Below are 26,527 nucleotides of genomic sequence, written 5' to 3'. Positions count from 1 at the left end.
TGCGCGATCTTTACAAATCCGCTTTTGCGGAAATGTCGCTAGGCGCAGGTTCGCACGGCCGTGGTTTCGGGCAGATCGTCTGCGGCATCCTGGAAACATTGAAGAATCCAGTCGGCGGTGAGGCGAATGCCGGGATCGGTGCGGCGCGACTCGTGGTACAGCATCCAGATTTCCGCCACCTGCGGCGCCAGGTCCGGATCGAGTTCCGCTAAGTCGGGATCCTGCGCCGCGGTCTGCTCTGCCATCAGACCCGGCAGCCGGGTCGCCTGCATGATGCTGCTGAGCGCGTGCAGGCTGTCGGTGCGGTACCGGGGCGGTTTGCCGAAATAGGCCTGTGCGGTCCGCATGATCGGATGGGCGTCATGCTCTTCGGTCAGTCCGACCCAGTCCGAGCCGGGCGCCGCCTTGCCGTAGCCGTAGACCCGGACGGTGAAGGCGCCGACCTTTCGCGTGATGACCCGCCCCGACGAGGGCGCGCCGAGTTGCAGGACGATGTCGTGGTCGCCAAGCCCGTCGCCGAAGATGCGGTCGTGGAACGAGATCGAGATGCCGGTGAGCGCCTTGGCGTGCCGCTCCAGCCCCGGGACAAGGATTTCGCGGGTCACGATCGGGAAGCAGCCCAGCTTGATCTGCACCGGCGCCGCCTCGGAATGGGTGCCGCGGGCATTCAGGGCCGATTGCAGCAAGCCGTCGAAGTTCTGTGCCAGCTGGATCAGCTTGGCGACCTGCGGCGACGGCTGCCAGCCGTCCGCTGCCTTGACAAAAGCGGGGGTGCCCAGCGTGTCCGACAGCCGTTCTATACGGCGGGACACGGTCGCGGTGTTGGTGCCCAGAAGCCGTGCCGCACCCGACATCGTGCCGGCTTTGGAGACCGCGACGAGGAACCGAAGATCATCCCAATTGGTCATTATTCCGCACCTGTATCGTTTGCTCCGAAGCTTCCATGCTGCGGAGACAGGAAGCAAAAAGAGCGGATCGACATCCGCTCTACGGATACAAGGAAAAGTTGTTTCTAACATAAATCTCTACATCAATCGGAGCCGCTGCACAATACGCGGTGCCTTAGACAAACGTGTAACCCAGCGTAATGAGGCGGTTTTCTGCCCTGTGCCAAAAGGCCTTCTAGACGCGCTATGCGCAGCAGTTCCGACCGGGCCGGAGCGGCCAAGGCCTGCGGATCACCCGATTTTCTGCGCAGTCACGCCACATTGTCGTGCCACGCTCTGCGCGCAGCAGAGGAAAGCCGCATGACCAAACCCGCCACGATGCATCCACCCGTCCACCCCGTTTCCGCAGCGGCGGCAGTCACGACCGTTCGAGAACTTGCCGCCTTCGATGCACTCCGGCCCGCCTGGGACCGGCTGCATGCCGAGGATCCGGATGCCGGCGTTTTCCTCGGTTTCGGCTGGTTGCGGCGGCTCTTTGCGGAAAACCCCGGCGACTGGTGCGTCAAGCTGCTGACCGATCCCCACGACCCGTCCCGGCTGCTGGCGGCGCTGCCGCTGCGCGTGCAACTGCGCTGGAGCCGGTCGCAGAAACGCTTTCAGACCCATTTCGCCGCCGCCGGACGGCTGTGCTTTACCGAGTATACCGGGTTTCTCTGCGCGCCCGATCGCGAGGCCGAGGCGCTCGACGCGCTTGGCCATCATATGGCGGCGCAGCCCTGGACCTCCTTCGCCCTGCGCTATGAGCCGACCGGTCGGCGCCTGCGCGGCTTTGTCCGTGCGATGGAGGGGCAGGCGGCTTTCGATGTGACCTGGCCCGACCACCGGATCAACGGCGGCGAGACCGATCAGCTGATCTGCCCGCAGATCGCGCTGCCCGGCGATTTCGACACCTATCTCGAAGGCCAGAGCCGCAACACCCGCAAGAAGATCCGCAAGACCATGCGGCGCTATTTCGACAGCGGCGAGGTGACGCCGCGGGTATTGGAAGAGGTGCCCTATGAAGAGGTGCGCGATGCGCTGCTGTCGCATTGGGCGGCGCGCTGGCGCGAGGCCAACAGCCCGGAACGGCTGGAGACGGTGGGGGCCAAGTACCGGCGGATGCTGGACCGCGCCCGCGACCTCGGCCTGCTGTACATGCCGTCGCTCTGGCACCAGGGCCGCGTCGTGGGCGCGCTGGGGTTCGTGATCGACCCCGCGAGCGGTGCCTATCACTGCATGGTCACCGGGCGCGACATCGAGGTTCAGGCCATCGACCTCGGCCTGCTGATGCATGCACATGCCATCGAGGATGTGATCGGTCGCGGCGGAACGCTCTACGACTTCGGCCACGGCACCGAGCCCTACAAGTTCCACTACGCCACCTCGACTCTGGAACTGGGCAACCTGGTGATCGAACGCCGCGCGGGCGGGGTCTTCGATCCGGCCATGACCGGCGCCGCGCTGGCCCGCTGCGAACAGATGCTGCGGCGTGGCCAGACCGAAGACCTGGCCCGGGCCCTGCGCCAGCTGCGCAAGGCCGGGGCGGCGGTGGGTTGAAAACCCACCCTACGGGGTGCGCTTGGCCAATGTGACCGATCAGGCCTCTGGCGTCGGCAGATCCTCTTCGTCCGGATCGCCCTGATCGGCGATCCAGGCGACCGACACGACCTCTTCGCCCTTGCCGGTGTTGAACACCTTGACGCCACCCGCACTGCGCGAGCGGAACGAGATGCCGTCGACCGGCACCCGGATCGACTGGCCTTTGGACGTGGCCAGCATGATCTGGTCGTCCATCTCGACCGGGAAGCTGGCGACAATGTCGCCGCCGCGCATGGATTTCTCCCAGGCGGTCACACCCATGCCGCCGCGCCCGCGCACGGGATAGTCATGGCTCGAGCTGAGCTTGCCCAGCCCGCCCGCGGTGACGGTCAGGATCAGGTTCTCGGCCGCCGACATCTCGGCATAGCGTTCGGGCGGCAGCGGCGCGTTGGCATTGCCTTCCTCTTCATCCGTCTCTGTCGTCTCGGCATCGTCGGCAAGACCCGCCATGGCCCGACGCATCTTGAGGTACGAGGCGCGTTCGTCGGATTCCGCGGTGAAGTGCCGGATCACCGACATCGACACGACCTCGTCGCCATTGGACAGCTTGATCCCGCGCACGCCGGTCGAGTTGCGCGAGTTGAACACACGCACGTCCGGCACCCGGAAGCGGATCGCCCGGCCGGAGTTGGTGACCAGCATCACGTCGTCATCCTCGGAACAGATGCGCGCGTTGATGAGCCGTGTGTTCTCGTCCTCGCCTTCGAATTTCATGGCGATCTTGCCGTTGCGCATGACGTTGGTGAAATCCGACAGCCGGTTGCGGCGCACCGATCCCTTGGAGGTGGCGAAAACGATCTGAAGGTCGTCCCAGTCTTTCTCGTCCCGGTCGACCGGCATGATCGCCGCGATCGACACACCCGTGGGAATGGGCAGGATGTTGACGATGGCCTTGCCCTTGGACGTGCGACCCCCCTGCGGAAGGCGCCAGGTCTTGAGCTTGTAGACCATGCCCTCGGTGGTGAAGAACAGCAGCTGCGTGTGGGTGTTGGCAACGAAGAGCGTGGTGACCACGTCGTCCTCTTTCATGCCGCCGCCCGACAGGCCCTTGCCGCCGCGTTTCTGGCTGCGGAACTCCGCCAGCGGCGTGCGCTTGATGTAGCCGGACTGGGTCACGGTCACGACCATGTCCTCGCGCTCGATCAGGTCCTCGTCTTCCATGTCGCCGGACCAGTCGAGGATTTCCGTCCGCCGCGGCACGGCGAAAAGCTCGCGCACCTCGCGCAGCTCGTCGGAGATGATGCCCATGATGCGCTCGCGCGAGCCCAGGATCTCGAGATATTCCTTGATCTTGCCGGCCAGCTCTTCCAGCTCGTCGGTGACCTCCTTCACGCCCAGCTGCGTCAGGCGCTGCAGCCGCAGGTCAAGGATGGCGCGCGCCTGGATTTCACTCAGGTTGTAGGTGCCGTCCTCGTTGGCGGTATGGGTGGGATCGTCAATGAGCTTGATGTAGGGCAGGATCTCCTGCGCGGGCCAGCGCCGCTCCATCAGCTTTTGCCGCGCCTCGGCGGCGTCGGCCGAGGACCGGATGGTGCGCACCACCTCGTCGACGTTGCTGACTGCCACGGCCAGGCCGCACAGCACATGGCTGCGCTCGCGCGCCTTGCGCAGCAGGTAGGCGGTGCGCCGCGCCACGACATCCTCGCGGAAGTCGATGAAGGCGGTGAGGAAGCGGCGCAGCGTCAGGGTCTCGGGGCGGCCGCCGTTCAGGGCCAGCATGTTGCAGCCGAAGGAGGTCTGCATGGGCGTGAAGCGGAAGAGCTGGTTCAGCACCACCTCGGCGGTGGCGTCACGCTTGAGTTCGACCACGACGCGCACGCCGTTGCGGTCGGATTCGTCCTGCACATGCGAAATGCCCTCGATCCGCTTCTCCCGCGCCGCCTCGGCGATGCGCTCGATCATCGTGGACTTGTTCACCTGGTAGGGGATTTCGTCGATGACGATGGCCCAGCGGTCGCGGCGCAGCTCCTCGACCCGGGTCTTGGCGCGGATGATCACCGATCCGCGGCCCTCGAGATAGGCCTTGCGCGCACCGGAGCGGCCCAGCATGTAGCCGCCGGTGGGAAAGTCGGGGCCGGGCACATACTCGATCAGCTGTTCGGAGCTCAGGTCCGGATCCTCGATCAGCGCGAGACAGGCATCGACCACTTCGCCCAGGTTGTGCGGCGGGATATTGGTCGCCATGCCGACGGCGATGCCGCCCGCGCCGTTGACCAGCATGTTGGGAAAGCGCGCGGGAAGGACGGTCGGCTCTTTCTGCTTTCCGTCGTAATTGTCCTGGAAATCGACGGTTTCCTTGTCGATATCGGCCAGAAGATAGGCGGCGGGCTTGTCCATGCGCACTTCGGTGTATCGCATGGCCGCGGCGTTGTCGCCGTCCATGGAGCCGAAGTTGCCCTGGCCGTCCAAGAGCGGCAGAGACATGGAGAAATCCTGCGCCATCCGCACCAGCGCATCGTAGATCGCAGAGTCGCCATGCGGGTGATACTGACCCATGACGTCGCCCACGGGGCGGGCGGATTTGCGGTAGGGCTTGTCGTGACTGTTGCCGGTCTCGTACATGGCGTAGAGGATGCGCCGGTGCACGGGTTTGAGCCCGTCGCGCAGATCCGGAATGGCGCGGCTGACGATCACGCTCATGGCGTAATCGAGGTAGCTCGACTTCATTTCCTCGGTGATGGAAATGCTCGGCCCGTGATGCCGGGGCGGCTCGGGCCGGTTTTCGTCCATGTTCTCAGGGGGTTCTGGCGTGTCGCTCACGTGGCCTGTCCGTCCGTCGTTTTGCTATATCTTGTTGAATTGCTTATATCAGAGGCAGGATATGGGGCGCAATGCCGGGGCGGGCCGCATTTCTGGCAGCCACCGGGAGGGGCTGCTAACATGCTGTTTTTGTTGAAAAGTAAATCTCCGCTTGCCATGATTCCAGCGGGAGGATCCTGAAACAGCGAGGATGCGCGATGCAGGTAAGTGAAACGGAACTGATGCTGCGGGGCTACGGGCTCACCACCGCGGAGTTTTTTTACCGGATGCCCGACTACAAGAACGTCCTGAACACCTTCGTCTGGCAGGAATACGACCTGGCGCCGGATCACCCGAAACTCTTCGAATTCATCGAGTTCTGGCAGGACAGCATCGACGGGCCGCTGCATTCCGTCCGCTACACCCACCGCAAGATGCTGTCGAGCGGCGAGTGGCGCAACATCGTGGGAGAGTTCCACTATCACTGAGAGGGTCGCGGGGGCTCTGCCCCCGTCGCGGCAGGCCGCGTCTCCCCCGAGGGTTATTGGAAACCGGAGAAGGACAAGGCGCCGCGCCCCTGTCTTCTCTGGTTCTCAATACCCCTCGGGGAGCCCGAGGGGCTGGCCCCTCGGTCCGACAGTACCCCCAGGGTTAAAGGTCAGGGAATGATGCGGGTGTATTTCACGCCTTCGAGCGTCGCCCCGGCGCGCAGGCCGGACTGGCCGAAGATCACCGCGATGATCGGCGCGAGCTGCGTGGTGGTTTCCGCTGCCAGCGTCTCGCCCCGGTCCGGGAAGGCGTATTCGATGTTCGCGCCCGCGGCCCAGCCCGGCGAGCGCCGGAAGTTCATCAGCGCATCGTCGGTCATGAAGAACAGCACATGGGCATATTGCTGCGCGCCGATCTGGATGCCGGCGCTGGCCTTGGTGGTGGAGTAGTAGTCCACCGTCGCGCCGCCCACGCGCAGCGCGCCGCGGCCGTAGCCGCCGCCGAGGCCCAGGCCGGCTTCGGTCACCAGCGGCATCACCAGCATGCCTGTGGATTTCGCCTGAAGCGCGCGGGTGTTGGGATATTGCGTGAAGAGTTGCGAAAGGGTGCTGTCGACCCGCGCGTCGATCGTGGCCGGGCCACGGCTGCCGATGCCGTTGCCGCAGGCGGCGAGAAGGGCGCTGCTGCCCAATGCGAGCGTCAGCCCGCGTCGTGTGAATTCTGTCATGGAACCGCTCTTTCGATTGGGTGTCGTCAAGGCCTCGGATCCGGCTGTCCCGCCGGTTGTCCCGTGACAATACCCCCAGATGCGGGGGTTGTCACGCCTCAACGCCCCCATAGGCGGGGGATCGCACAGACGTGAGCCGCTGTGCGGTGCCCGGCCCGCGTCCTCAGCCGTTCAGGAGCCGCGCCGCGGCCGGGGCGAAATAGGTCAGCACGCCGTCGCAGCCGGCGCGTTTGAACGCCATCAGGGACTCCAGCATCACCGCGTCGCCGTCGACCCAGCCGTTCTGCGCAGCACCCGCCAGCATCGCGTATTCGCCCGATACCTGGTAGGCGAAGGTCGGCGCGCCGAAGGTGTCCTTGGCGCGGCGGCAGATGTCGAGATAGGGCATGCCGGGTTTGACCATGACCATGTCCGCGCCTTCGGTCAGGTCGCGCTCGATCAGCCGCAGCGCCTCGTCGCTGTTGGCCGGGTCCATCTGGTAGGTCTTCTTGTCGCCCTTGAGCGCCCCGGAGGCGCCCACCGCGTCGCGGAACGGCCCGTAGAAGGCCGAGGCATATTTCGCCGCATAGCTCAGCAGGCAGACATGGCTGTGGCCCGCCGCCTCGAGCGCCGTACGCAGCGCGCCGATGCGGCCGTCCATCATGTCCGACGGGCCGATGATGTCGGCCCCGGCCTCGGCCTGACTCAGCGCCTGCTGGACGAGGGCGGCGACGGTGGCATCGTTGACCACCTCGCCGTCCACCACGAAGCCGTCGTGTCCGTTGATGTTGTAGGGGTCGAGCGCCACGTCGGTCATCACCGCCATGCCCGGCACCGCAGCCTTGATCGCGCGGGTGGCGCGGTTCGAAAGGTTCTCGGGGTTCCAGGCCTCGGCGCAATCCTCGGTCTTGAGCGCCGGATCGGTATAGGGAAAGAGGCAGATCGCCGGGATCCCCAGCGCATGCGCCTCGACCGCCGCTTCGGCCACCTTGTCGACCGACCGGCGCAGCACGCCGGGCATGGAGGGGATCGGCTCCTCGACGCCTTCGCCATCGCGCACGAAGACCGGCCAGATGAAGTCGCCCGGGCTCAGGGTGGTTTCGCGGACCAGGTCGCGCAGGGCCGGGGTGCGGCGTGGACGCCGCAGCCGCGTGGCGGGATAGGGGGCAATGGTGGGTTTCATCGGCTTGGTCCTTGTAAACGCGATCTTTGGGTGGCATGGAATGCCGAACTTCTCAAGGGCTGCCGCGCCATGGCACCCGGAGTTCCGCAGACGGCGGCCCCCGTGGCGCCGGTGAGTACCTGAAGGGCCGCGCGTTGGACTGGCATCTCATCGTTTTCGAAGTGATCGACATGCGGTCGTTTTCGAACCTGTGGTTCTGGATCGCGCTGGCGGTGATGTGGTCGAGCGCCAGCCACTGGGTACTGGGCGTTCCCTTCGACATGGTGGGCCGTGCGCGCAAGCATGGCGGCCAGTCCGAGATTGACCTCGAGGATATGGTGCGCATCAACGTGAACCGCATCCTCTTCATCGCCTCGGAGGCCGGTTCGGTGGTGCTGGCGCTGGGGTTCTTCGTGGTGACCAGCCTTGCGGTGCTGGGGTTCTATTACTGGGTCGAGATGGCGCAAGCGGTGTTCTTCCTGCTGTTCCCGATGTCGATCGTCGGCCTGCTGAGCGTGTCGACCGCGCAGCGCATCCGCGACGAGGGCGCGCAGGGAGACGCGCTCTGCAAACGGCTCTCGCGGCAGCGCGTCGCGACCCAGATCATCGGCATGATCTCGATCTTCGTGACCTCGCTTTGGGGGATGTACCAGAATCTGTCGTCGAGCTTCCTCGCGATGTGACGTAGCGCCGCCTTGGGGCTGCTTGACGCGCCGGGCAAAGGACGCCATGTGACCCGCCATGCCCGAGACCAAGCCCATTCTGCTGGGCGGCGCGCCCGAGGGGTTCGACGCCCGCCTCATCCTCAAGGAAGCCGCCCGCGCGGGAGGGCCGGTCGTGCATGTCGCCCGCGACGACAAGCGGCTGGTGCAGATGCAGGCGGCGCTCGCGTTCTTCGCCCCCGACATGCCGGTGGTGACCTTCCCAGGCTGGGATTGCCTGCCCTTCGACCGGGTGTCGCCCAATGCCGACATCTCGGCGTCGCGGATGGCGACGCTGGCCGCGCTGGTGCACGGTATGCCGTCGCAATTCGTGCTGCTGACCACGCTCAATGCCGCGACCCAGCGGGTGCCCGCGCGCGAAGTGCTGCGCGAGGCTGCCTTCACCGCCACGGTGGGCGGGCAGGTAAACGAGGAGGCGTTGCGCAACTTCCTGGTGCGCATGGGTTTTTCGCAGGCGCCGACGGTGCTGGAGCCCGGCGACTACGCCATTCGCGGCGGTATCATCGACATTTATCCGCCGGGCGAGGGCGGGCCGGTGCGGCTCGACCTCTTCGGCGACGTGCTGGACGGCGCGCGCCGCTTCGACGCCGCCACCCAGCGCACCACGGAAAAGCTCGAGGTGGTGGAACTGGCGCCGGTCAGCGAGGTCATCCTCGACGAGGCGGCGATCACCCGGTTCCGGCAGACCTACCGCATCGAATTCGGCGCCGCGGGCACCGACGATCCGCTCTACGAGGCGGTGAGCGCCGGACGCAAGCACCAGGGGATCGAGCATTGGCTGCCGTTCTTCCACGAACGGCTCGAAACGCTCTTCGATTACCTGCCAGACGCGCCGGTGTTCCTCGACGATCAGAGCGCGGCGCAACGGCAGGCGCGCTGGGACACCATCGCCGACCAGTACGAAACGCGGCGGCTTGCGATGATGTCCAAGGGTCGGATCGACACGGTCTACAAACCCGCTCCGCCGGGTCTGCTCTACCTTGACGACGCCGCCTGGCAGGCCGCTCTGGGCGCGCGGCGTGTGCTGCAACTGAACCCGCTGCCGCAGGCGCCGGGACCGGGGGCCGTGGATGCGGGCGGCCGGATCGGGCGCAACTTCGCGCCGGAACGGCAGCAGGAAAACATCAGCCTTTTCGGCACCTTGGCGTCCCATGTGAAGGCGAAGCTGTCCGAGGGGCCGGTGCTGATCGCCTCCTATTCCGAAGGCGCGCGGGAGCGTCTGACCGGGCTGATCGAGGACGAGGGTCTGGCCGAGGCCATACCGGTGCCCAACGGCACGCGCATTGGCAAGCGCGGATTGCATCTGGCGGTCTGGCCGCTGGAGCACGGTTTCGAGGGACCTTGGAGCGAGGATGGGAAGCAGCGCCTGACCGTGATCTCGGAGCAGGACGTGCTGGGCGACCGGTTGATCCGCGCGCCAAAGAAACGCCGCCGCGCCGAGAACTTCCTGACCGAAACGCAATCGCTGTCGCCGGGGGACCTTGTGGTGCATGTGGACCACGGCATCGGGCGCTACCAGGGCATGGAGGTCATTACCGCCGCCGGGGCCGCGCATGAATGCCTTCTGCTGGAATATGCCGAAGGATCAAGGCTTTACCTGCCGGTCGAGAATATCGAACTGCTGAGCCGCTACGGTCACGAAGAGGGGCTTCTGGACAAGCTCGGCGGCGGTGCCTGGCAGGCCAAGAAGGCCAAGCTCAAGCAGCGCATCCGCGAGATGGCCGACCGGCTGATCCGGATCGCCGCCGAACGGGCGCTGCGCAAGGCGCCGGTCATGGACCCGCCGCCGGGGTCCTGGGATGCCTTCGCCGCGCGCTTCCCGTACCAGGAAACCGACGACCAGCTGCGCGCCATCGAGGACGTGATGGCGGACATGCAGTCGGGCCAACCGATGGACCGGCTGGTCTGCGGCGACGTGGGCTTCGGCAAGACCGAGGTGGCGATGCGCGCGGCCTTCGTTGCCGCCATGTCCGGCGTGCAGGTGGCGGTGATCGCGCCGACGACACTGCTGGCGCGGCAGCATTACAAGGGCTTTGCCGAACGGTTCCGCGGATTTCCGTTGCAGGTCAGACCCTTGTCGCGCTTCGTCTCGGCAAAGGACGCGCAGGCCACGCGCGATGGCATGGCCCGCGGCACGGTGGATATCGTGGTGGGCACGCACGCGCTCCTGTCCAAAGGGACGCGATTCCAGAACCTTGGGCTGCTCATCATCGACGAGGAACAGCACTTCGGCGTGACGCACAAGGAGCGGCTCAAGCAGCTGCGCACCGACATCCATGTACTGACCCTGACCGCGACGCCGATCCCGCGCACGCTGCAGCTGTCGCTCACCGGCGTGCGGGACCTGTCGATCATCGGCACGCCGCCCGTGGACCGGCTGGCGATCCGCACCTATGTCAGCGAATTCGACGCGGTCACGGTGCGCGAGGCGCTCTTGCGCGAGAAATACCGCGGCGGGCAGGCGTTCTTCGTCGTGCCGCGGATAAGCGACCTGCCCGAGATCGAGGACTTCCTGCGCGACCAGGTGCCCGAGGTCAGCTACCTCGTGGCGCATGGCCAGATGGCGGCGGGCGAGCTCGACGACCGGATGAACGCCTTCTACGACGGCAAATACGACGTGCTGCTGGCCACGACCATCGTGGAATCCGGCCTCGATATCCCCACGGCCAACACGATGATCATCCACCGCGCCGACATGTTTGGTCTGGCACAGCTCTACCAGATCCGCGGGCGCGTGGGCCGGTCCAAGACCCGCGCCTATGCCTACCTGACCACCGAGCCGCGCAAGAAACTGACGGCGACGGCCGAGAAACGCCTGCGGGTGCTGGGGTCGCTCGACACGCTGGGGGCGGGCTTCACCCTGGCATCGCAGGACCTGGACATTCGCGGCGCCGGCAACCTGCTGGGCGAGGAACAGTCCGGGCAGATGCGCGACGTGGGATACGAACTCTACCAGTCGATGCTGGAAGAGGCGATCGCCAAGATCCGCTCGGGCCAGATGGAGGGGCTGGCGGAGGCCGACGAGCAATGGGCGCCGCAGATCAACCTGGGCGTGCCGGTGCTGATCCCCGAGGATTACGTGCCCGATCTCGACGTGCGGCTTGGGCTCTACCGGCGGCTGTCCTCGCTGACCACCAAGGTGGAGCTCGAAGGCTTCGCGGCGGAGCTGATCGACCGCTTCGGCACGCTGCCGCGCGAGGTCAACACGCTGCTGCTGGTGGTGCGGATCAAGGCGATGTGCAAGCGCGCGGGCATCGCCAAGCTCGACGGCGGACCCAAGGGCGCGGTGATCCAGTTCCACAACAACAAATTCGCCTCGCCCGAGGGGTTGGTCGCGTTCATCAAGGATCAGAACGGGCTGGCCAAGGTCAAGGACAACAAGATCGTGGTGCGCCGCGACTGGAAAAAGGATCGCGACAAGATCCAGGGCGCCTTTGCCATTGCCCGCGACCTGGCCGAGAAGGCAGGCGCGATCAAGATCCGCAAGGACGCGTGAGGGGCGCAAAGCTTTTCAGAAAAGCTTTGCCGAGAGTTTTCTGAAAACTCTCGGCCCTGCGCGATCCGCGGGGGCCCGTTTTTCTCGAGAAAAACGGGCCGGAATTCTCGAGAATTCCGGCTCCGACCGGTCAGGCGCGGCGGCGGCGTCCACCGGCGCGACGGCCCCCGGCGCCGCCCTCGGCCGCCCCCGGCAGGCGGTTGAACTTGATCCAGTCGGCGCCCGAAGGATCGTTGTCAGTGAGGAAGTTGGCGGCGCGGATCGCCTCCATCTCCTTGCCCGCGGTGGGTTTGGTCGAACCGAGGCCGAACATCTGGCAAAACGCCTCGTCGTCCATGTCGGGCGGCAGCACGATGCCCGCCGCTTCGACCTGGGCGCGCTTCTCGGCGATCTTGGTGGGGCCGACGGGCAGGGCGATGGGGTTCATGATGGCCGAAGTCATGCCGCAGGCCATGGCCATCGGCAGGAAGGCGTTGTTGATGCCATGCCGGTTGGGCAGGCCGAAGCTGATGTTCGACGCGCCGCAGGTGGTGTTTACGCCCAGTTCGTCGCGCAGGCGCCGCACCAGGGTAAAGACCTGCAAACCGGCTGTCGACATCGCACCAATCGGCATGACCAGCGGGTCCACGACGATGTCATGGGCGGGAATGCCGAAATCCGCGGCGCGTTCGACGATCTTCTTGGCGACGGCAAAGCGCACCTCGGGATCTTCGGAAATCCCGGTGTCGTCGTTCGAGATCGCCACCACCGGCACGTTGTATTTCTTGACCAGCGGCAGCACCAGTTCCAGCCGCTCTTCCTCGCCGGTGACGGAGTTCAGCAGCGGGCGGCCCTCGCAGGCCTCGAGCCCGGCTTCCAGCGCGCCGGGGACCGAGCTGTCGATGCAGAGCGGCACGTCGACGACGGACTGCACGACCTTGATCAGTTGCGGCATCAGCATCGGCTCGACGAAGTTGTTGTCGGCGTAGCGCGGGTCTTCGGCCATCTTGTTGGAGAAGACCGCGCCCGAGTTCACGTCGAGCACCGTCGCACCTGCAGCGACCTGCGCGATGGCATCGGCTTCGACGCGGGAAAAGTCGTCCTGCTCCAGCTCGGCCGCCAGTACCTTGCGGCCCGTCGGGTTGATGCGTTCGCCGATCACGCAGAAGGGTTGATCGAACCCGATGATGGCGGTTTTCGTTTTCGATTCAACGGTGGTGCGGGTCATGCGGTGCGTGCTCCTTGGGTGGTGTCGCGCCGGGCTATGAGGCCGGGCAGCGTGGGGTCGGCGAAATCGGCGATGCTGGCGTCGGCGCCCGCGCGGCGCAGGGCGGCGTCGTCCAGCGACGAACGCAGCCCGATGGTGAGCGCGCCCGCGGCTTGCGCGGCTTTTACCCCGGATGGGCTGTCTTCGAAAGCGATGCTTTGGGCGGCATCGACGCCAAGCGCCGCCATCGCCGCTCGGTAGGGCGCCGGGTCGGGTTTGCCGCGTTCGCATTCGTCGCCGATGATCAGCACCTCGAACCGGTCGCGCAGGCCGATGGCCGACAGCATCGCCTCGGCATTGTCGCGCGGAGCGTTGGTGACGACGGCGCGCGGCCAGCCCATCGCATCGGCGCGGTCGAGCAGATCAACGAGACCCGGCATCGGCTCCGCCTCGGTGCCAAGGCGCTCGCGAAAGGCGGCTTCCTTGGCGTCCGACATCTCTTGCGGATCCGCGTCCGGGAAAAGTTCGGCGAAGATGTCGAGGTTATGCCGGCCGTGGATTTCGCGCATGTAGAACGCCTCGTCGATCTCGCGGCCGCGCTCTGCAAAGAGGTCGATGAACACCGCCACGTGCAGCGGGTCCGACTTCAGCAGCGTGCCGTCGAGATCGAAGAGCAGGGCAGGCGACATGCGGCGGCTTATCCTTGCGCCGCTGCCGGGCGCGCCGCGGCGCCGCCGTTGGCGATGGCCCATTCGGCGCAGGTCTTGATGCCGCCCAGCGGGAAGAAGTGCACCGATTCGATGTTGAAATCGGGATGTGCGGCCTTGTGCGCGGCCAGTTGCGACAACACCTCGGTCGGCTCGTAGGGCAGCAGAAGTTTCGACACGTCCATGGCGCGTTTCTGCAGCACCTTGAGCGAGGGGCCGACGCCGCAGGCGATGGCGAACTTGATCAGCGTCTGCAGCTTCGCCGGGCCGGCGATGCCGATATGCACGGGCAGGGCGATGCCTTCGGCGCGCAGCCGGTCGGCCCAGGCGATGATCGGGCCGGCGTCGAAGGCGAATTGCGTGGCGAGCGCCATCTGCGCATCCGTGCGCTCGGAGAAGGCCTGCTTCCAGCGCAGCGCATCCATCACGTTGGTGTCGGTGCCGTCGAGGTCGATGTCGCGGTTGCCCTCGGGGTGACCCGCGACGTGCAGCCGCTCGAACCCGGCTGCGTCGAAAAGCCCGGTTTCCATGAGCTGCATGGAGGAATGGAAGTTGCCGTGCGGCTGCGACACGCCGCCGGCGAGCAGCAGCGCCTGGCGCACGTCGGCCTCGCCCTGGTAGCGGGCGATCCAGTCCGCCAGGGTGGCGCGGTCCTTGATGATGCGGGCGGGGAAATGCGGCATGACCTTGAAGCCGTCGGCGTTCAGGCGCTTTGCGGTGGCCACCATGTCCTCGATCGGGGTGCCGTCGATATGGGCGATGTAGACGCGGGTGCCTTCGGGCAGCAGGGCGCGGAAGTCCTCGACCTTCTCGGCGGTGCGCGGCATCACCTCGATGGAATAATCCTGCAGGAAGGCGGGGATGTGACCCGAGCCGGTCTGCTGCGGCGCCTCACGTTTCTTGAAGTTCAGAAGTCCCATCACATTCTCCCACAGTCGCATCGGGCGCTCAGGCCCAGCCATCGTTCGCGATCAGGGCCTTGATCCGGTCCTGGTCGTATTCCGCATCCAGACGGGCGGCCTCGGCTGCGGCCACGTCGTCGGGATCTCCTTCGACCGGGTAAGGAGCGGCCTTGCGCCACTCCGCCAGGTAGTCGTCCGTGCCCGCGGCGCCGGTCTTCATGGCGGCGCGGTCGATGGCCTGCTCGAAACGCTCGGGCAGTTGCACTTTCGATCCACGGCGACCCTTGCCCACGATGACCTGGGCCGGGATGTCGCGCCAAAAGACGATGGTGACGTCGGGCATGGATGATTCCCTAAATTCCGGTTCCCGCATCTCTAGGGGTTTGCGAGGCAGGGCCGGGGTTGATTTTCGACTTGTGCGAGGCGTCTTGCGACCTCGGGGCACCATAGGCGGCGCCGCGCCCCGGCGCCACCGCCGCGAAGGTCCAAAGTTCTAACGCAGAATATGAGCGGCATTCATGCGGAACCCGGCGTTGTGCCGTGCGGCCGGCGCGGCTATGCTGCGCCCCACAATCAAGAATGACCAGAGCAGTCCATGGTTATCGCCGTCCACGCCCACAAGATCGCCTACATGGCGCTGCCCAAGGCCGGGTGTTCGACCGTCAAGGCGGCGCTGGCCCAGGTCGATCCCAAGGCCAAGCTGCCGCCCGCCGACAAGATCGACGTGCACACATGGCACGCGCTCTATCCCACCCGCCGGTTCCGCCCGCACCGCTGGGCGCAATATCCCGACTACTGGCGCTTTGCCGTGGTGCGCGATCCGGTCCGGCGGCTGATGTCGGTCTATACCAACCGCGTGGTGGAGATGCAGGACCTGCACAACTGCCGGTCGATCCTGCGCGGCCAGGTCGATCTGCCCAAGGACCCGGACCCGGATTTCTTCTTCTCGCACCTCAAGGCCTACATGAAGGCCTCGTCGATCATCCGGCACCACGTGCTGGGGGCCGAGCTGTTCCTCGGGCCGAAGCCGATGAAATTCGACCGCGTCTACAAGACCGAGGAACTGGGCACCTTCGCCGAGGACCTGTCGCGGATCACCGGGCAGCCGGTCGACCTGCCGCACGAGAACCGCAGCGATCAGCGGCTCAGGCTCGACGATCTGAAATACGGCACCGTGCGCGCCATCCGCGATCTGCTCGAGACCGAGTACCGGTATCTCTCGGGTTTCTACGACAACCCCCTCTGAACGGACCGATGCGATCGGAGGGATCGGACCGGTGCGAACAGGTTCGATGCACTCGGAACTTGCAGGGGGGGCTGCGCCTGCGTATCCTGCCGACAACTTAGACATCGGAAAAGGCGCAAAGAGATGGCGCCAGAGCGTCCCATAGGTGCGGGCGCCTTCCCGAAACCGGTTGAGAGCCCCGCGCCCGACACCCCCGATCCGGGCCAGCTGTACGCAGCGCTGGATCTGGGCACGAACAGTTGCCGCATGCTGATTGCCCAGCCCAAGGGCAACCAGTTCCACGTGGTCGACAGCTTTTCCAAATCCGTGCAGCTTGGCGCGGGTCTGGAAAAGACCGGACGGCTGAGCCGGTCGTCCATGAACCGCACCATCGCGGCCCTGAAGGTTTGCCAGCAGAAGCTCAAGCGGCACCAGGTCACGCGCATGCGGCTGGTGGCGACCGAAGCCTGCCGCCGCGCCAGGAACGCGCGCGACTTCATCCGCCAGGTGCGGCGCGACACCGGACTGCAACTCGAAATCATCCAACCCGAGGAAGAGGCGCGGCTGGCAGTGATCTCCTGTGCGCCGCTGGTCAGCACGAAGACGGATCAACTTCTGGTTGTGGACATCGGCGGCGGATCGACGGAGCTGGTGTGGATCGACATCTCTTCGGTCCCGAACCGCGACCGGCCCAAGGCGATCATGCGGCTGCATGCCGGGTTTCATCCGCCCGAAAGCCCGTTTCCGGCCGCCAAGGTGGTCGACTGGATCTCGGTTCCGCTGGGGGTGGCGACGCTGCGCGATCAGTTCTCTGACGTGGAGGACGACGCGGCGCGCTACGCGCTGATGTCGTGGTTTTTCGAGGAAAACCTCGCCGAATTCGCCCCCTACAAGGACGAGCAGACCCGCGAGGGGTTCCAGATCGTCGGAACCAGCGGGACCGTGACCACCGTGGCGGCCTCACACCTGGGCCTGCGCCGCTACGACCGCACCAAGGTCGACGGGCTGCGCATGACCTCGGACCAGATCGAGACGGTGATCGCGCGCTACCTGGAGCTTGGCCCCGCCGGGCGCCGCCGCGACCCGCGCATCGGTCAGGACCGGCAGGCCCTGATCATGTCCGGCGCGGCCATCCTGCAGGCGCTGCTGCGCTGCTGGCCCACGGACCGGCTGAGCGTGGCGGACCGCGGTCTGCGCGAGGGATTGCTCTATGCGCAAATGTCGGCGGACGGGGTTCTGGAAGACGGGCCGTTCTGAGGGCTTTTGCGTCGGATGCGAGGGGCGCTGCCCCTCGCGCTCCCCGGAGGTTTAATTGGCAAGATGAAGCGGAAATTGGTGGGAACGGCGGCGCGCCGGTGCCGGAGACTATTTGCGCGCGGAGGGCGCCAAGACGGATTGCCCAAGCGCATTCTGGGGGAGCGCTTGCGGCCGGCAACAGGATCGGATCAGGCGCGGGTGACAAGCATCTCGGAAAAGCCGCCGAACATCATGCGTTTGCCGTCGAAGGGCATGTCTCCCATGTCGTCGGCCTCCATCATCTTCGCCCAGCCGGCGTCGCGCACCTCTTTCGACGGCCAGATGACGTAGCCGGCGGCGACGCTCTCGCCGGGCTTCAGCTTGACCGAGAGCGGCAGGGAGGTGACCGTGCCATCGGGCACGTCGTCGCCCCAGAGATCGACCACCTCGAGCGCGCCCAGGTCGCGCATCATCTTGTGCGAGACGTCCAGAAAGGCCGCATAGTCGGCGCGCCTGTCGTCGGCCACGGGGGCCAGGAAGATATCGAAATAGGCCATCTGGCCGGTCTCCTGAAATCGGGTATGACGGGCGCAGCGTAACACGATATTCTCGGATTGCAGCACCACTTCTTGCCGGTCGCCGCGCGCCTCTGGCATCCGGGCGGTTTGGCGCGTATATCCCCCTGAACCCAAGCCGGAACGGACTCATGGCCAAGACACCCAGCGGCAAGAACACCTCGGGGCGCGGGCAGCGCGACCTCAAGGTCAAGGTGAAATCGGCGCGCGGACGCAAGCTCAGCTCGACGCGCTGGCTGCAGCGGCAACTCAACGACCCGTATGTGAAGCGCGCCCAGGCCGAGGGCTATCGCGGCCGCGCCGCCTACAAGATCCTCGAACTCGACGACAAGTTCCGCTTCCTCGTGCCCGGCGCGCGGGTTGTCGACCTGGGTTGCGCGCCCGGCGGCTGGTGCCAGGTGGCCGTCAAGCGCACCAACGCGCTGGGAGAGAAACCGGGCAAGGCGCAGGGCCGCATCCTCGGAATCGACCTGCAGGAGGTCGAGCCGATCGCCGGCGCCGAGATCCACGTTCTGGATTTCCTCGACGACGGCGCCGACGACCAGGTCAAGGAATGGCTGGGCGGTCCGGCGGATGTGGTGATGTCGGACATGGCGGCGTCGTCGTCGGGCCACAAGCAGACCGATCACCTTCGGATCATCACGCTCTGCGAAACCGCCGCCTATTTCGCCTTCGACGTGCTCGAAGAGGGCGGCACCTTCGTCGCCAAGGTGCTGGCGGGCGGGGCCGAGGGCGATCTGCAGAAACTGCTGAAACAGCGGTTCGAGAAGGTCGCGAACGTCAAGCCGCCGGCGTCACGCTCCGACAGTTCCGAGAAATTCGTCGTGGCTACGGGGTTCCGCGGCGCGTCGTGACGGCTCCGGGCGCAGCGACGCGATGGCGCGGCGCTGGAACTGATTTTCAGCCTCGGCCAGAAGCTGCGGAGCGGTTTCGGCGCACATCGCCTGCACCTGCGCCTGGCGGTGCAGTTCGAAGAGGCGCTTGCGCCGTGCGTTGCGGCTTTGCCCGGGTCCGGGCTGGGGAAAGGGCCACATCGGCGACTCCTTGATGTCTGCCCCCGAAGATGCCCGGAGATTGCGGCGGCAATGGCCCGGGTTCGGGGCCATTTTCGACGGCGGAGGTCGCGCGGGCGGTCGCGTCTTGCCAGGACGCTGGCCATGCGGCAGGGTCGCGCGCATGACCGGCGTCGAAGCCGCGTCGACCCCGGAGAACGCCGCCATGCCGCTGACCATGAGCCAAGACGTCTTCATCACCTGCGCCGTGACCGGGTCGGGTGCCACGCAGGACCGCAGCCCGCACGTGCCACGCTCGCCGCGGCAGATTGCCGAGAGTGCCATCGCCGCGGCCAAGGCGGGGGCGGCGATCGTGCATTGCCACGTGCGCGACCCCGAAACCGGCGCGCCGTCGCGCCGCCGCGACCTGTTTCGCGAGGTCACCGACCGCATCCGCGACAGCGGCACCGACGTGGTGCTGAACCTCACGGCGGGCATGGGTGGCGACATCACCTTCGGCCCGGTCGAGTCGCCTTTGCCGGTGTCCCAGGCGGGCACCGATATGGCCGGCGCCACCGAACGGGTGGCGCATATCGCGGAGTGTCTGCCGGAGATCTGCACGCTCGACTGTGGCACGATGAACTTTGCCGAGGCCGACTACGTGATGACCAACACGCCCGGCATGCTGCGCGCCATGGGCCGGATGATGACCGATCTCGGCGTCAAGCCCGAGATCGAGGCCTTCGACACCGGGCACCTTTGGTTTGCCAGGGAACTGGTGAAGGAGGGCGTGCTGGAGGCGCCGGCGCTGGTGCAGCTTTGCATGGGCGTGCCCTGGGGCGCGCCGGACGACCTCGACACCTTCATGGCGATGGTGAACAACGTGCCGCCGGACTGGACCTTTTCGGCGTTTTCGCTGGGGCGGCACCAGATGGCCTATGCTGCCGCCGCGGTGCTGGCGGGCGGGCATGTACGCGTCGGGCTCGAGGACAACCTGTGGCTGGGCAAGGGTCAGCTGGCCACCAATGCAGAGTTGGTGGAGCACGCGGTCGGGATCGTCGAACGCATGGGCGCGCGGGTGATGACCCCTGCCGAGGTGCGGGCCAAGCTGGGCCTTGTCAAGCAAGCGCCGGTGGCGCTGTGATCCGCGCCGGCTGCCTGGTCGCGGTGCTGGCCATCGCCGGCTGCGCGCGTCCTGCGGATCCGGTTGCGGCACCGGTGCCGCTGCGCAATCCGACCGCGCCGGTGGCCTCGCAGGCCGACGTGACCGCGGCGCGGCTGCAGGGCGACTGGATCGTGGTGCAGGGCGCGGGCATCGCGCCCGGGACGGTTGTGCGCGGGACGGCGGACGGGCTGACGGTGCAGGGGGTGGAGTACATTCTCACCGCGCCGGGGCGGCTAAGCAACGCGGACGGACGGCTCTGGGTGCATTGGCTGGACATCGGCGACCGAACGGCGGCGGTGGGCGATCCGGACGGTGGCCGCGTCTGGATCATGGACCGCGAGGCTGGCAGCAGCCCGGACCGGCTGCGCGCGGCACGCGAGATCCTCGACTGGTACGGCTACGACCTGCGGCGCCTGGCGGGCCTGGGTAACGGGATGGGGTCATGAGAACGGCAGCGATCATCGGCGGCGGTGTCATCGGCGGCGGCTGGGCGGCGCGCTTTGCGCTGATGGGATGGCGGGTGCGGGTCTACGATCCCGACCCCGAGGCCGCGCGCAAGATCGGCGCGGTGATGGAGGGGGCCGCACGGGCCTTGCCGATGCTCTACGACGTCGCCCTGCCGCCGCGGGGCGAGATCCGCTTCTGCGAGACCCTGGCCGAGGCGGTCGCGGAGGCCGACTGGGTTCAGGAATCGGTGCCGGAGCGCATCGACCTCAAGACCCGCGTCTTTGCCGAGATTGGTGTCCATGCCCGACCGGACGCGCTGATTGGAACCTCAACATCCGGTTTCAAACCCTCGGAATTGCAGGATAATGCAGGCGCGATCGCGCCGCGCCTGATGGTCGCGCATCCGTTCAACCCGGTCTACCTGCTGCCACTGGTCGAGCTTGTGCCCGGGTCGAACGTTGCGCCGGATATCGTTGAAAAGGCGAAAACTATTCTGACCGGGATCGGCATGTATCCGCTGCATGTGCGGGCCGAGATCGACGCGCATATTGCCGACCGGTTGCTGGAATCGGTCTGGCGCGAGGCGCTCTGGCTCGTGAAGGACGGGATCGCGACCACGGAAGAGATCGACAATTCAATCCGTTACGGCTTTGGCCTCAGGTGGGCGCAGATGGGTCTGTTCGAAACTTACCGCATCGCGGGCGGCGAAGCGGGCATGGCGCATTTCCTCGACCAGTTCGGTCCCTGCCTCGCCTGGCCCTGGAGCCGTCTGACAGAGGTGCCCGACTTCACGCCCGAGCTGGTGCAGTTGATCGCCGGTCAGTCCGACGCGCAGTCCGGTCACCTGGATATCCGCGCGCTCGAACGACAGCGCGACGACAACCTGGTCGCGCTGCTGCGGGCGCTTCGGCAGCAGGGAACGGCGGCCGGCAAGCTGTTGATCGCGCATGAAAAGACGCTGCGGACAGCGCCGTCTTCCTCGGTGCCGATGGTCACACAGACGCGCCGCGTGCCGGTCGACTGGACGGATGTGAACGGACATATGAACGAAGGCCGTTTCGGCCAGGTCTTCTCGGACGCATCCGAAGAGTTGATGCGGAGAATCGGGGCGGACGAGGACTATATCGCCGCCGGGCACAGCTATTTCACGGCGGAGACCACGATCAAGTATCTCGCCGAATGCCACGCCGGCGATGCGGTCCAGGTCACCACGTGCGTGACACTGGGGGAAGGTAAAAAGCTGCGCCTTTTCCACGAGATGCGCCGCGATCCTGAAGGCGATCTGCTGGCCACTTGCGACCAGTTCCTGCTGCATGTCAGCCTGAAGACCCGGCGCAGTTGTCCGCCCTTGCCGGAGGTCGCCGCCCGCCTGGAACGGCTTGCCACGGAGCACACGGGCGCCTGAGCGGCCCTGCGGCCCGCCATCGGTGTCTGGCTCGGTGAGGGCAGGGCATTAATTGCGACGTGTAACATGCTAAAATAAATCGAAAATCGGTTTTGGGTCGCCGATAATCTTACCGCGAACCGGCCTCGTTTTCTTGAGCGTACCGGCCCTCCCGGACGCCATGGCCCGAGACCGGCAACCGTTATCACGGGGCCGCGCGGCGCGCCTCAGAACTCCTTGACCAGGCGGATGTCGAGGTCGGTCTTTGTGGTGTCGTGGAAGGCTGCGTTCGACCTGGTGCGCGTCGCGCGCAGGGACACCTGCGGGGCAAATCCCGCGACCACGAGGTCGCGCTTCGTCACGGTCACGCCAAAGCTCAGCCGCTCGTCCCGGCGCGGGTCGCTGATGCCGGGGAAATCGTCGTGATAGGTCCGCCGCGCCGCGATCACCTCGGCATAGCCCGAGAACCCCATGGGCATCTCGCGGTAATACCCGAGGCCCAGCCGTGCCTCGTCGAAGGAAAAGCGGTCGAGCCGTTTGCGCCCGAACGTGGCCCCCGCGATGAAGCGTACAAAGCTGTCGGGTCCGGCGAACCGGTCCAGCTGCACCGGCAGATCGAAGGTGCTGCCATCCTCGCCGCGGGTTCTGTCATAGGTCTCCTGCCGGTATTCCGGCCCGAAATAGAGCCGCCAGCTATCGCCGATGCGGGTGTTCGTCTCGATCGAGAGGCCGTCGTAGCGATAGGTCCTGTCGCCGTCCTGATGCGCAAGGCCGGTCAGCAGTCGAAACAACGCCTTGCCGCGGGGCAGGCGGTGTTCGACCCCCAGCGACAACTGGCCCGTGGTATTGGTGCGGTCGATGGTGGGAAAGCGCTCGACCCGGCCATCCAGCGCGGCGATGAAGGCGTTGCTGGGCGTCATCTGGTGGCGAAAGGCGACCTGGCCGCCAAGGGCGATGCCCAAGCCGCTCTTGCGGCGTTCATCGTCGGGAATGACGCCGGCGACCGGGCCGATGGCCACGGTCGACCTGTCGGTGCCGTTGTTGACGTTGGTGCTGGGCAGGAAGGAGAGGTAGCCGCGGAAGGTCAGGGGGCGGTTTGCATCGAGTTGGCGCAAAAGGCCTGAGAGCTGGCCGTCGAGCTTGTCGTCGACGCCCGCCGCCACCAGCCGTTCGGCCTGCGCGCGGGCACCGTCGTCGAGGTCGAGCCGGGCCATCGCGCCCACCAGTTGCACCCGCACGAGGTCGAGCTCGGGCCGCTGCGCAAGGATGTTTCGGAAGATGCGCACCGCTTCGACGTCGTTGCCCTCTGCGGCGGCGGCAAGGCCGTCGACATAGGCCACGCGTACCGCGTGATCCGGATGGCCCGGCTCGAAGGCGCGCACCAGCCGCCGGGCGTCGTCGCGCATGCCGTTGGCCAGAAGCAGCCGCACGGTGGTCTGCAATTCGGCCGAGCTGTTGACGGTCACCACTTGGCCGTTAGCCAGACGGGCATTCAACGCGTCGGCAGCACCGGATGTGATCAAGAGGCACGAGGCCGCGACGCACAAGACGTTGCGGCCCCGGCGCAGGAGCTTGAAGGCGCCACGCCGGACCCGAAGGGCCCGACGCGGTGTGTTCAGGATCATGGCTGCTTGTCGCCCACGAAGACGGCGGTCGTGGCGGATTGCTGGCCCTGGATGTTGCCGGTGATCAGCGCGGTCCCGGCGGCCGCTTCGCCGCCCGACCCCATGAACGAGCCGTTGAAGCTGGACGACCCGCCGGAATAGACGGAGGTGCCACCTTCGACCATCCGGGCGGTACCGCCGGTGAAGTCGCTGCCGTTGATCGTGGCGCCCGACAGCACGATGTCAGTGTTGAGGCCGACCCCGTCGGCGCCGCCGGTGCGACCGACGCCGCTCAGACGCCCACTGACGGTGCCGGCGTCGAAATCAGCGGTCAGGGCCACGTCGGCGCGCACGGTCGCATCGACATCCTGACCTGCGGCGATGCTGGTGCCGCGCACGGTGTTGACAAGCGCACCGTCCACTCGGGTGTAGGTGGCCGTGCCGCCGGACTGCAATGCGCTGGTGGGGGTGTAGGTGCCGCCGTAGAAGACGCCGGAGGTTGATCTTTCAGAGAAAGAACTTAGCGTTCCGGCGCCAAGCTGCACCATGAAGAAGTCATCGGTGCCGTCGTTGTCGAGGTCCTCCGCCAGAAGGGAGAACTGATCGCCCGCGGTTGCGGGATTGGGATTGTTATCCGCAAAAATCGCCTGACCGAGGAAGCTGCTGCCGTCGGCGTTGGAGACGCCCGGAGCGCCGGACACGTTGAGCGATCCGGTCCCGTTCGCCTGGAACTGATTTCCGGTCACGGAATCCAGCGTTACGTTCTGCAGATCCAGCACCGCGGTCGTCTGTGCCGTGGTTTGGTTGGGGCCGGTGTCGATGAACGGGTAGGGAGAAGATTCATAAATCGTCGGCGCGCCAGGCACGGGCAGAGAAACCTGCACGTTCTTGTCGGACCGGATGACGACGCCCTTCATCTGGGCGGTGCCGGTGAACCCGGTGCCGGCCGTGCTTCCGCTGCCGCTGCCGCCGGTGCCACCGCCGCCGCCAGAACCTCCGCTGCCACCAGAACCTCCGCTGCCACCAGAGCCACCGCTGCCGCCAGACCCGCCACTTCCGCCGGTTCCGCCACCACCGGCGCCCGCGCCGCCGCCGCCTCCACCGCCACCGTTGCTGCTGCTGGAGCAAGCGCCGAGCGCCACGATCGTTGTCAAAACGAGAAGTGTTTTAAATGTCATTTTTCTGTCCCCGGACAAATCTTTGGCCCGGGAAACCCGGCCCAGGCCGGACTTTTCCCAGCCGCGGATATGCTTAGCGTTCCGGGGGAGACGATCTATCCCCTGTTCAGGGTAGGAGGGCCTTCGGTTGACCCTGTCGGGACAAGGTCTAGCTAATCGTCAAAACCCGGACCGACCAGGCGCGGTCTTTCTTCCCTTTCCCAACAGGACGATCCTCTCATGCGTTTTCACGGACCGAACCGCCATCCCGCCGCCATCGCCTATGCCCAGGAGGTGCAGGACGGCACCTTGTCCCGCCGCGAGTTCCTGACCCGTGCCACCGGGCTCGGGCTCAGCGCCGCCGCGGCCTACGGGCTTCTGGGCCTGACCGCGCCCGCCCGTGCGCAGGACAGCCGCGAACGCCAGGACGGCGGCACGCTGCGCATCCAGCAAGAGGTGCGCTCGCTCAAGGATCCACGCAGCTACGACTGGCCGCAAATGTCCAATGTCACCCGCGGCTGGCTGGAATACCTGGTGGAATACCAGAGCGACGGCACGATCCGCCCGATGCTCCTGGACAGCTGGGAGATCAACGACGACGCCACCGAGTACCTGCTGAACGTGCGGCCGGGCGTCACCTGGCAGGACGGCACGCCCTTCACCGCCGCCGACGTCGCCTTCAACATTGAACGCTGGTGCGACAGCACCGCCGAAGGCAACGCCATGGCCAGCCGCTTTGGCGCGATGATCGACGACAGCACCGGCCGGATGCGCGCGGGCGCGATCGAGGTGGTGGACGACCGGACCCTGCGCCTGATCCTCGACAGTGCGGACATCAGCCTGATCGCGGGCTTTTCCGACTACCCGGCGGCCATCGTTGCGCAGGATTTCGGGGGCGATCCGCTGGCGGCCAAGGGCACCGGACCCTACCGGCCCGAAAGCTACGATGTCGGAATCGAGGCAGTGCTGGTCAAGGCCGAGGATCATGCCTGGTGGGGCGACGAGGTCTTTGGTCCCGCGACGCTGGACCGGATCGTCTTTACCGATTTCGGCACCGATCAGGCGGCGATCTTTGCCGCGGCCGACAGCGACGAGGTCGACATGGTCTACGAAAGCGTCGGTGAGTTCGTGGAGCTGTTCGATACCATCGGCTGGACCCGGTCCGAAACCGTCACCACCGGTACGGTCGTCATCCGCCCGAACCAGTTGGCCGAGGTCGACGGGATGCAGCCCTATGCGGACGTGCGCGTGCGCCGGGCGCTGCAACTGGCCGTCGACAACCAGGTTCTGCTGGATCTGGGTTATGCCGGCCGCGGCGCGCTGGCGGCAAACCATCATGTCGCCGAAATTCACCCCGAATATGCCGATATCGGCCCGTCGGAGTTCGACCCCGAGCAGGCGCGGGCACTGATGGAAGAGGCGGGGATGATGGATTTCGAGCACGAACTGATCTCCATCGACGACAACTGGCGCGCGCCGACCTGCGACGCCATGGCCGCGCAGTTGCGCGATGCCGGCTTCAAGGTGCGCCGCACGGTGCTGCCCGGCAGCACCTTCTGGAACGACTGGACCAAGTACGCCTTTTCCGCCACCGACTGGGGCCACCGTCCGCTGGGCGTGCAGACGCTGGCGCTGGCCTATCGCAGCGGCGAGCCGTGGAACGAGAGCGGCTTTTCCAACGAGGAATTCGACAGCCTGCTGATCAAGGCGCTATCCATCGCCGACCCCGACGCGCGCCGCGAGGTGATGGCGCGGATCGAAACGATCCTGCGCGAAGAGGGCGTGATCACGCAGCCCTACTGGCGCTCGATCTTCCGCCACCACAAGGAAGAGGTGGTGGGCGCCGACATGCACCCTGTGTTCGAAATTCATCTCTACAAGCTCGGCCTCGCGGCCTGAACCCGAAGCCCGGGGCCGTGCGCGCCGCGGCCTCTTCGGCGCTCACTGCGGGGACTGCGGATCGGCGGCAACGATGCGCGGTCTCCAAGACACCGTCTTGGGCAGTTGGGCCGAACCGAACGCAAAGCGCGGAGTGGACCGGTCCTGCGCCGCTGCGACGGCGCTGAGGCACGGCGAGCGGGTCCGCCCGGTATGAGCGGTCCGGCGAC

The 26,527-nt window shown here is 66.4% G+C and carries 23 protein-coding genes; 11 read left to right on the top strand and 12 right to left on the bottom strand.

Annotation, left to right across the window (positions count from 1 at the left end):
- Positions 1-38: 38 nt before the first annotated feature.
- Positions 39-908 (bottom strand): LysR family transcriptional regulator, encoded by an 870-nt coding sequence (locus DU478_RS09095; protein ID WP_114510638.1) that lies wholly within the window; start codon positions 906-908, stop codon positions 39-41.
- 339 nt (positions 909-1,247) lie between these two features.
- Here DU478_RS09095 and DU478_RS09090 point away from each other — a divergent pair, with 339 nt between their 5' ends.
- On the top strand, positions 1,248-2,483 hold the full coding sequence (locus DU478_RS09090) for a GNAT family N-acetyltransferase (protein WP_158545761.1): 1,236 nt from the start codon (positions 1,248-1,250) through the stop codon (positions 2,481-2,483).
- A gap of 39 nt (positions 2,484-2,522) precedes the next feature.
- On the opposite strand, the gene gyrA is transcribed toward DU478_RS09090, so the two are convergent.
- On the bottom strand, positions 2,523-5,285 hold the full coding sequence (gene gyrA, locus DU478_RS09085) for a DNA gyrase subunit A (protein WP_199488312.1): 2,763 nt from the start codon (positions 5,283-5,285) through the stop codon (positions 2,523-2,525).
- A 197-nt stretch (positions 5,286-5,482) separates the two neighbouring features.
- Here gyrA and DU478_RS09080 point away from each other — a divergent pair, with 197 nt between their 5' ends.
- A complete protein-coding gene (locus DU478_RS09080; protein ID WP_114510635.1) occupies positions 5,483-5,752 on the top strand; it encodes an usg protein in 270 nt (89 codons plus the stop codon).
- Between the two features lie 170 nt (positions 5,753-5,922).
- On the opposite strand, the gene DU478_RS09075 is transcribed toward DU478_RS09080, so the two are convergent.
- A complete protein-coding gene (locus tag DU478_RS09075) occupies positions 5,923-6,480 on the bottom strand; it encodes a lipid-binding SYLF domain-containing protein (RefSeq protein WP_114510634.1) in 558 nt (185 codons plus the stop codon).
- A 163-nt stretch (positions 6,481-6,643) separates the two neighbouring features.
- On the bottom strand, positions 6,644-7,642 hold the full coding sequence (gene hemB / locus DU478_RS09070; protein WP_114510633.1) for a porphobilinogen synthase: 999 nt from the start codon (positions 7,640-7,642) through the stop codon (positions 6,644-6,646).
- Positions 7,643-7,776: 134 nt separating this feature from the next.
- Here hemB and DU478_RS09065 point away from each other — a divergent pair, with 134 nt between their 5' ends.
- Together DU478_RS09065 and mfd are read left to right on the top strand one after the other, a co-directional pair.
- A complete protein-coding gene (locus DU478_RS09065) occupies positions 7,777-8,304 on the top strand; it encodes a component of SufBCD complex (RefSeq protein ID WP_114510632.1) in 528 nt (175 codons plus the stop codon).
- A gap of 58 nt (positions 8,305-8,362) precedes the next feature.
- A complete protein-coding gene (gene mfd, locus DU478_RS09060; RefSeq protein ID WP_114510631.1) occupies positions 8,363-11,839 on the top strand; it encodes a transcription-repair coupling factor in 3,477 nt (1,158 codons plus the stop codon).
- A gap of 130 nt (positions 11,840-11,969) precedes the next feature.
- Here mfd and DU478_RS09055 read toward each other — a convergent pair whose 3' ends face one another.
- From DU478_RS09055 to DU478_RS09040, 4 genes are read right to left on the bottom strand one after another with little or no spacing between them, the layout of a single operon-like run.
- The gene (locus tag DU478_RS09055; protein ID WP_114510630.1) at positions 11,970-13,046 is read right to left on the bottom strand and encodes a methyltetrahydrofolate cobalamin methyltransferase; all 1,077 of its coding nucleotides are present in this window, start codon (positions 13,044-13,046) and stop codon (positions 11,970-11,972) included.
- A complete protein-coding gene (locus tag DU478_RS09050) occupies positions 13,043-13,714 on the bottom strand; it encodes an HAD family hydrolase (protein WP_114510629.1) in 672 nt (223 codons plus the stop codon). Before DU478_RS09050 ends, DU478_RS09055 begins: the two co-directional genes overlap by 4 nt.
- 8 nt (positions 13,715-13,722) lie before the next feature.
- Positions 13,723-14,652 carry a methylenetetrahydrofolate reductase gene (locus tag DU478_RS09045; protein ID WP_114510756.1) on the bottom strand — a complete coding sequence of 310 codons (930 nt, stop codon included), beginning with the start codon at positions 14,650-14,652 and terminating at the stop codon, positions 13,723-13,725.
- 28 nt (positions 14,653-14,680) lie between these two features.
- Entirely contained in the window at positions 14,681-14,977 is a 297-nt protein-coding gene (locus DU478_RS09040) for a virulence factor (RefSeq protein ID WP_114510628.1), read from the bottom strand.
- A gap of 252 nt (positions 14,978-15,229) precedes the next feature.
- On the opposite strand from DU478_RS09040, the gene DU478_RS09035 reads away from it, so the two are divergent.
- Both DU478_RS09035 and DU478_RS09030 read left to right on the top strand, forming a co-directional pair.
- Complete coding sequence (locus DU478_RS09035) at positions 15,230-15,880, top strand: sulfotransferase family 2 domain-containing protein (protein ID WP_114510627.1); 651 nt, start codon at positions 15,230-15,232, stop codon at positions 15,878-15,880.
- A 123-nt stretch (positions 15,881-16,003) separates the two neighbouring features.
- On the top strand, positions 16,004-17,116 hold the full coding sequence (locus DU478_RS09030; protein ID WP_114510626.1) for a Ppx/GppA phosphatase family protein: 1,113 nt from the start codon (positions 16,004-16,006) through the stop codon (positions 17,114-17,116).
- A 188-nt stretch (positions 17,117-17,304) separates the two neighbouring features.
- Here DU478_RS09030 and DU478_RS09025 read toward each other — a convergent pair whose 3' ends face one another.
- A complete protein-coding gene (locus DU478_RS09025; protein ID WP_114510755.1) occupies positions 17,305-17,652 on the bottom strand; it encodes a DUF1428 domain-containing protein in 348 nt (115 codons plus the stop codon).
- Positions 17,653-17,801: 149 nt separating this feature from the next.
- Between DU478_RS09025 and DU478_RS09020 the strand changes: the two genes are divergently transcribed.
- Entirely contained in the window at positions 17,802-18,524 is a 723-nt protein-coding gene (locus DU478_RS09020) for an RlmE family RNA methyltransferase (protein WP_114510625.1), read from the top strand.
- On the opposite strand, the gene DU478_RS22665 is transcribed toward DU478_RS09020, so the two are convergent.
- Positions 18,465-18,704, bottom strand: a complete 240-nt coding sequence (locus DU478_RS22665) for a hypothetical protein (protein ID WP_147276329.1) — start codon at positions 18,702-18,704, stop codon at positions 18,465-18,467. The two genes, DU478_RS09020 and DU478_RS22665, sit on opposite strands and share 60 nt — an antisense overlap.
- 184 nt (positions 18,705-18,888) lie before the next feature.
- Between DU478_RS22665 and DU478_RS09015 the strand changes: the two genes are divergently transcribed.
- From DU478_RS09015 to DU478_RS09005, 3 genes are read left to right on the top strand one after another with little or no spacing between them, the layout of a single operon-like run.
- On the top strand, positions 18,889-19,806 hold the full coding sequence (locus tag DU478_RS09015) for a BKACE family enzyme (protein ID WP_114510754.1): 918 nt from the start codon (positions 18,889-18,891) through the stop codon (positions 19,804-19,806).
- Positions 19,803-20,273, top strand: a complete 471-nt coding sequence (locus DU478_RS09010; RefSeq protein ID WP_233501176.1) for a lipocalin/fatty acid-binding family protein — start codon at positions 19,803-19,805, stop codon at positions 20,271-20,273. Before DU478_RS09015 ends, DU478_RS09010 begins: the two co-directional genes overlap by 4 nt.
- On the top strand, positions 20,270-21,679 hold the full coding sequence (locus DU478_RS09005; protein WP_114510624.1) for a carnitine 3-dehydrogenase: 1,410 nt from the start codon (positions 20,270-20,272) through the stop codon (positions 21,677-21,679). Before DU478_RS09010 ends, DU478_RS09005 begins: the two co-directional genes overlap by 4 nt.
- Before the next feature lie 206 nt (positions 21,680-21,885).
- Here the strand turns inward: DU478_RS09005 and DU478_RS09000 are convergent, their stop codons facing one another.
- Together DU478_RS09000 and DU478_RS08995 are read right to left on the bottom strand one after the other, a co-directional pair.
- Complete coding sequence (locus tag DU478_RS09000; protein WP_158545760.1) at positions 21,886-23,124, bottom strand: surface lipoprotein assembly modifier; 1,239 nt, start codon at positions 23,122-23,124, stop codon at positions 21,886-21,888.
- A gap of 155 nt (positions 23,125-23,279) precedes the next feature.
- Positions 23,280-24,440 (bottom strand): HupA family protein, encoded by a 1,161-nt coding sequence (locus DU478_RS08995; RefSeq protein WP_199488311.1) that lies wholly within the window; start codon positions 24,438-24,440, stop codon positions 23,280-23,282.
- Positions 24,441-24,659: 219 nt separating this feature from the next.
- On the opposite strand from DU478_RS08995, the gene DU478_RS08985 reads away from it, so the two are divergent.
- Entirely contained in the window at positions 24,660-26,318 is a 1,659-nt protein-coding gene (locus DU478_RS08985; protein ID WP_114510620.1) for an ABC transporter substrate-binding protein, read from the top strand.
- Positions 26,319-26,527 lie beyond the last annotated feature (209 nt).

It is taken from the genome of Thalassococcus profundi (assembly GCF_003344785.1).
Lineage (GTDB): Bacteria > Pseudomonadota > Alphaproteobacteria > Rhodobacterales > Rhodobacteraceae > Puniceibacterium > Puniceibacterium profundi.
Note: the sequence above shows the minus strand (reverse complement) of the source record. Positions and strands in the feature narration are given on the sequence as shown.

What these genes read in the sequence shown, in the direction of transcription:
- DU478_RS09095 (WP_114510638.1), bottom strand. Translation starts at nt 908, where the DNA reads ATGACCAATTGGGATGATCTTCGGTTCCTCGTCGCGGTCTCCAAAGCC.
- DU478_RS09090 (WP_158545761.1), top strand. Translation starts at nt 1,248, where the DNA reads ATGACCAAACCCGCCACGATGCATCCACCCGTCCACCCCGTTTCCGCA.
- DU478_RS09080 (WP_114510635.1), top strand. Translation starts at nt 5,483, where the DNA reads ATGCAGGTAAGTGAAACGGAACTGATGCTGCGGGGCTACGGGCTCACC.
- DU478_RS09075 (WP_114510634.1), bottom strand. Translation starts at nt 6,480, where the DNA reads ATGACAGAATTCACACGACGCGGGCTGACGCTCGCATTGGGCAGCAGC.
- hemB (WP_114510633.1), bottom strand. Translation starts at nt 7,642, where the DNA reads ATGAAACCCACCATTGCCCCCTATCCCGCCACGCGGCTGCGGCGTCCA.
- mfd (WP_114510631.1), top strand. Translation starts at nt 8,363, where the DNA reads ATGCCCGAGACCAAGCCCATTCTGCTGGGCGGCGCGCCCGAGGGGTTC.
- DU478_RS09055 (WP_114510630.1), bottom strand. Translation starts at nt 13,046, where the DNA reads ATGACCCGCACCACCGTTGAATCGAAAACGAAAACCGCCATCATCGGG.
- DU478_RS09050 (WP_114510629.1), bottom strand. Translation starts at nt 13,714, where the DNA reads ATGTCGCCTGCCCTGCTCTTCGATCTCGACGGCACGCTGCTGAAGTCG.
- DU478_RS09045 (WP_114510756.1), bottom strand. Translation starts at nt 14,652, where the DNA reads ATGGGACTTCTGAACTTCAAGAAACGTGAGGCGCCGCAGCAGACCGGC.
- DU478_RS09040 (WP_114510628.1), bottom strand. Translation starts at nt 14,977, where the DNA reads ATGCCCGACGTCACCATCGTCTTTTGGCGCGACATCCCGGCCCAGGTC.
- DU478_RS09035 (WP_114510627.1), top strand. Translation starts at nt 15,230, where the DNA reads ATGGTTATCGCCGTCCACGCCCACAAGATCGCCTACATGGCGCTGCCC.
- DU478_RS09030 (WP_114510626.1), top strand. Translation starts at nt 16,004, where the DNA reads ATGGCGCCAGAGCGTCCCATAGGTGCGGGCGCCTTCCCGAAACCGGTT.
- DU478_RS09025 (WP_114510755.1), bottom strand. Translation starts at nt 17,652, where the DNA reads ATGGCCTATTTCGATATCTTCCTGGCCCCCGTGGCCGACGACAGGCGC.
- DU478_RS09020 (WP_114510625.1), top strand. Translation starts at nt 17,802, where the DNA reads ATGGCCAAGACACCCAGCGGCAAGAACACCTCGGGGCGCGGGCAGCGC.
- DU478_RS22665 (WP_147276329.1), bottom strand. Translation starts at nt 18,704, where the DNA reads ATGTGGCCCTTTCCCCAGCCCGGACCCGGGCAAAGCCGCAACGCACGG.
- DU478_RS09015 (WP_114510754.1), top strand. Translation starts at nt 18,889, where the DNA reads ATGCCGCTGACCATGAGCCAAGACGTCTTCATCACCTGCGCCGTGACC.
- DU478_RS09005 (WP_114510624.1), top strand. Translation starts at nt 20,270, where the DNA reads ATGAGAACGGCAGCGATCATCGGCGGCGGTGTCATCGGCGGCGGCTGG.
- DU478_RS08995 (WP_199488311.1), bottom strand. Translation starts at nt 24,440, where the DNA reads ATGACATTTAAAACACTTCTCGTTTTGACAACGATCGTGGCGCTCGGC.
- DU478_RS08985 (WP_114510620.1), top strand. Translation starts at nt 24,660, where the DNA reads ATGCGTTTTCACGGACCGAACCGCCATCCCGCCGCCATCGCCTATGCC.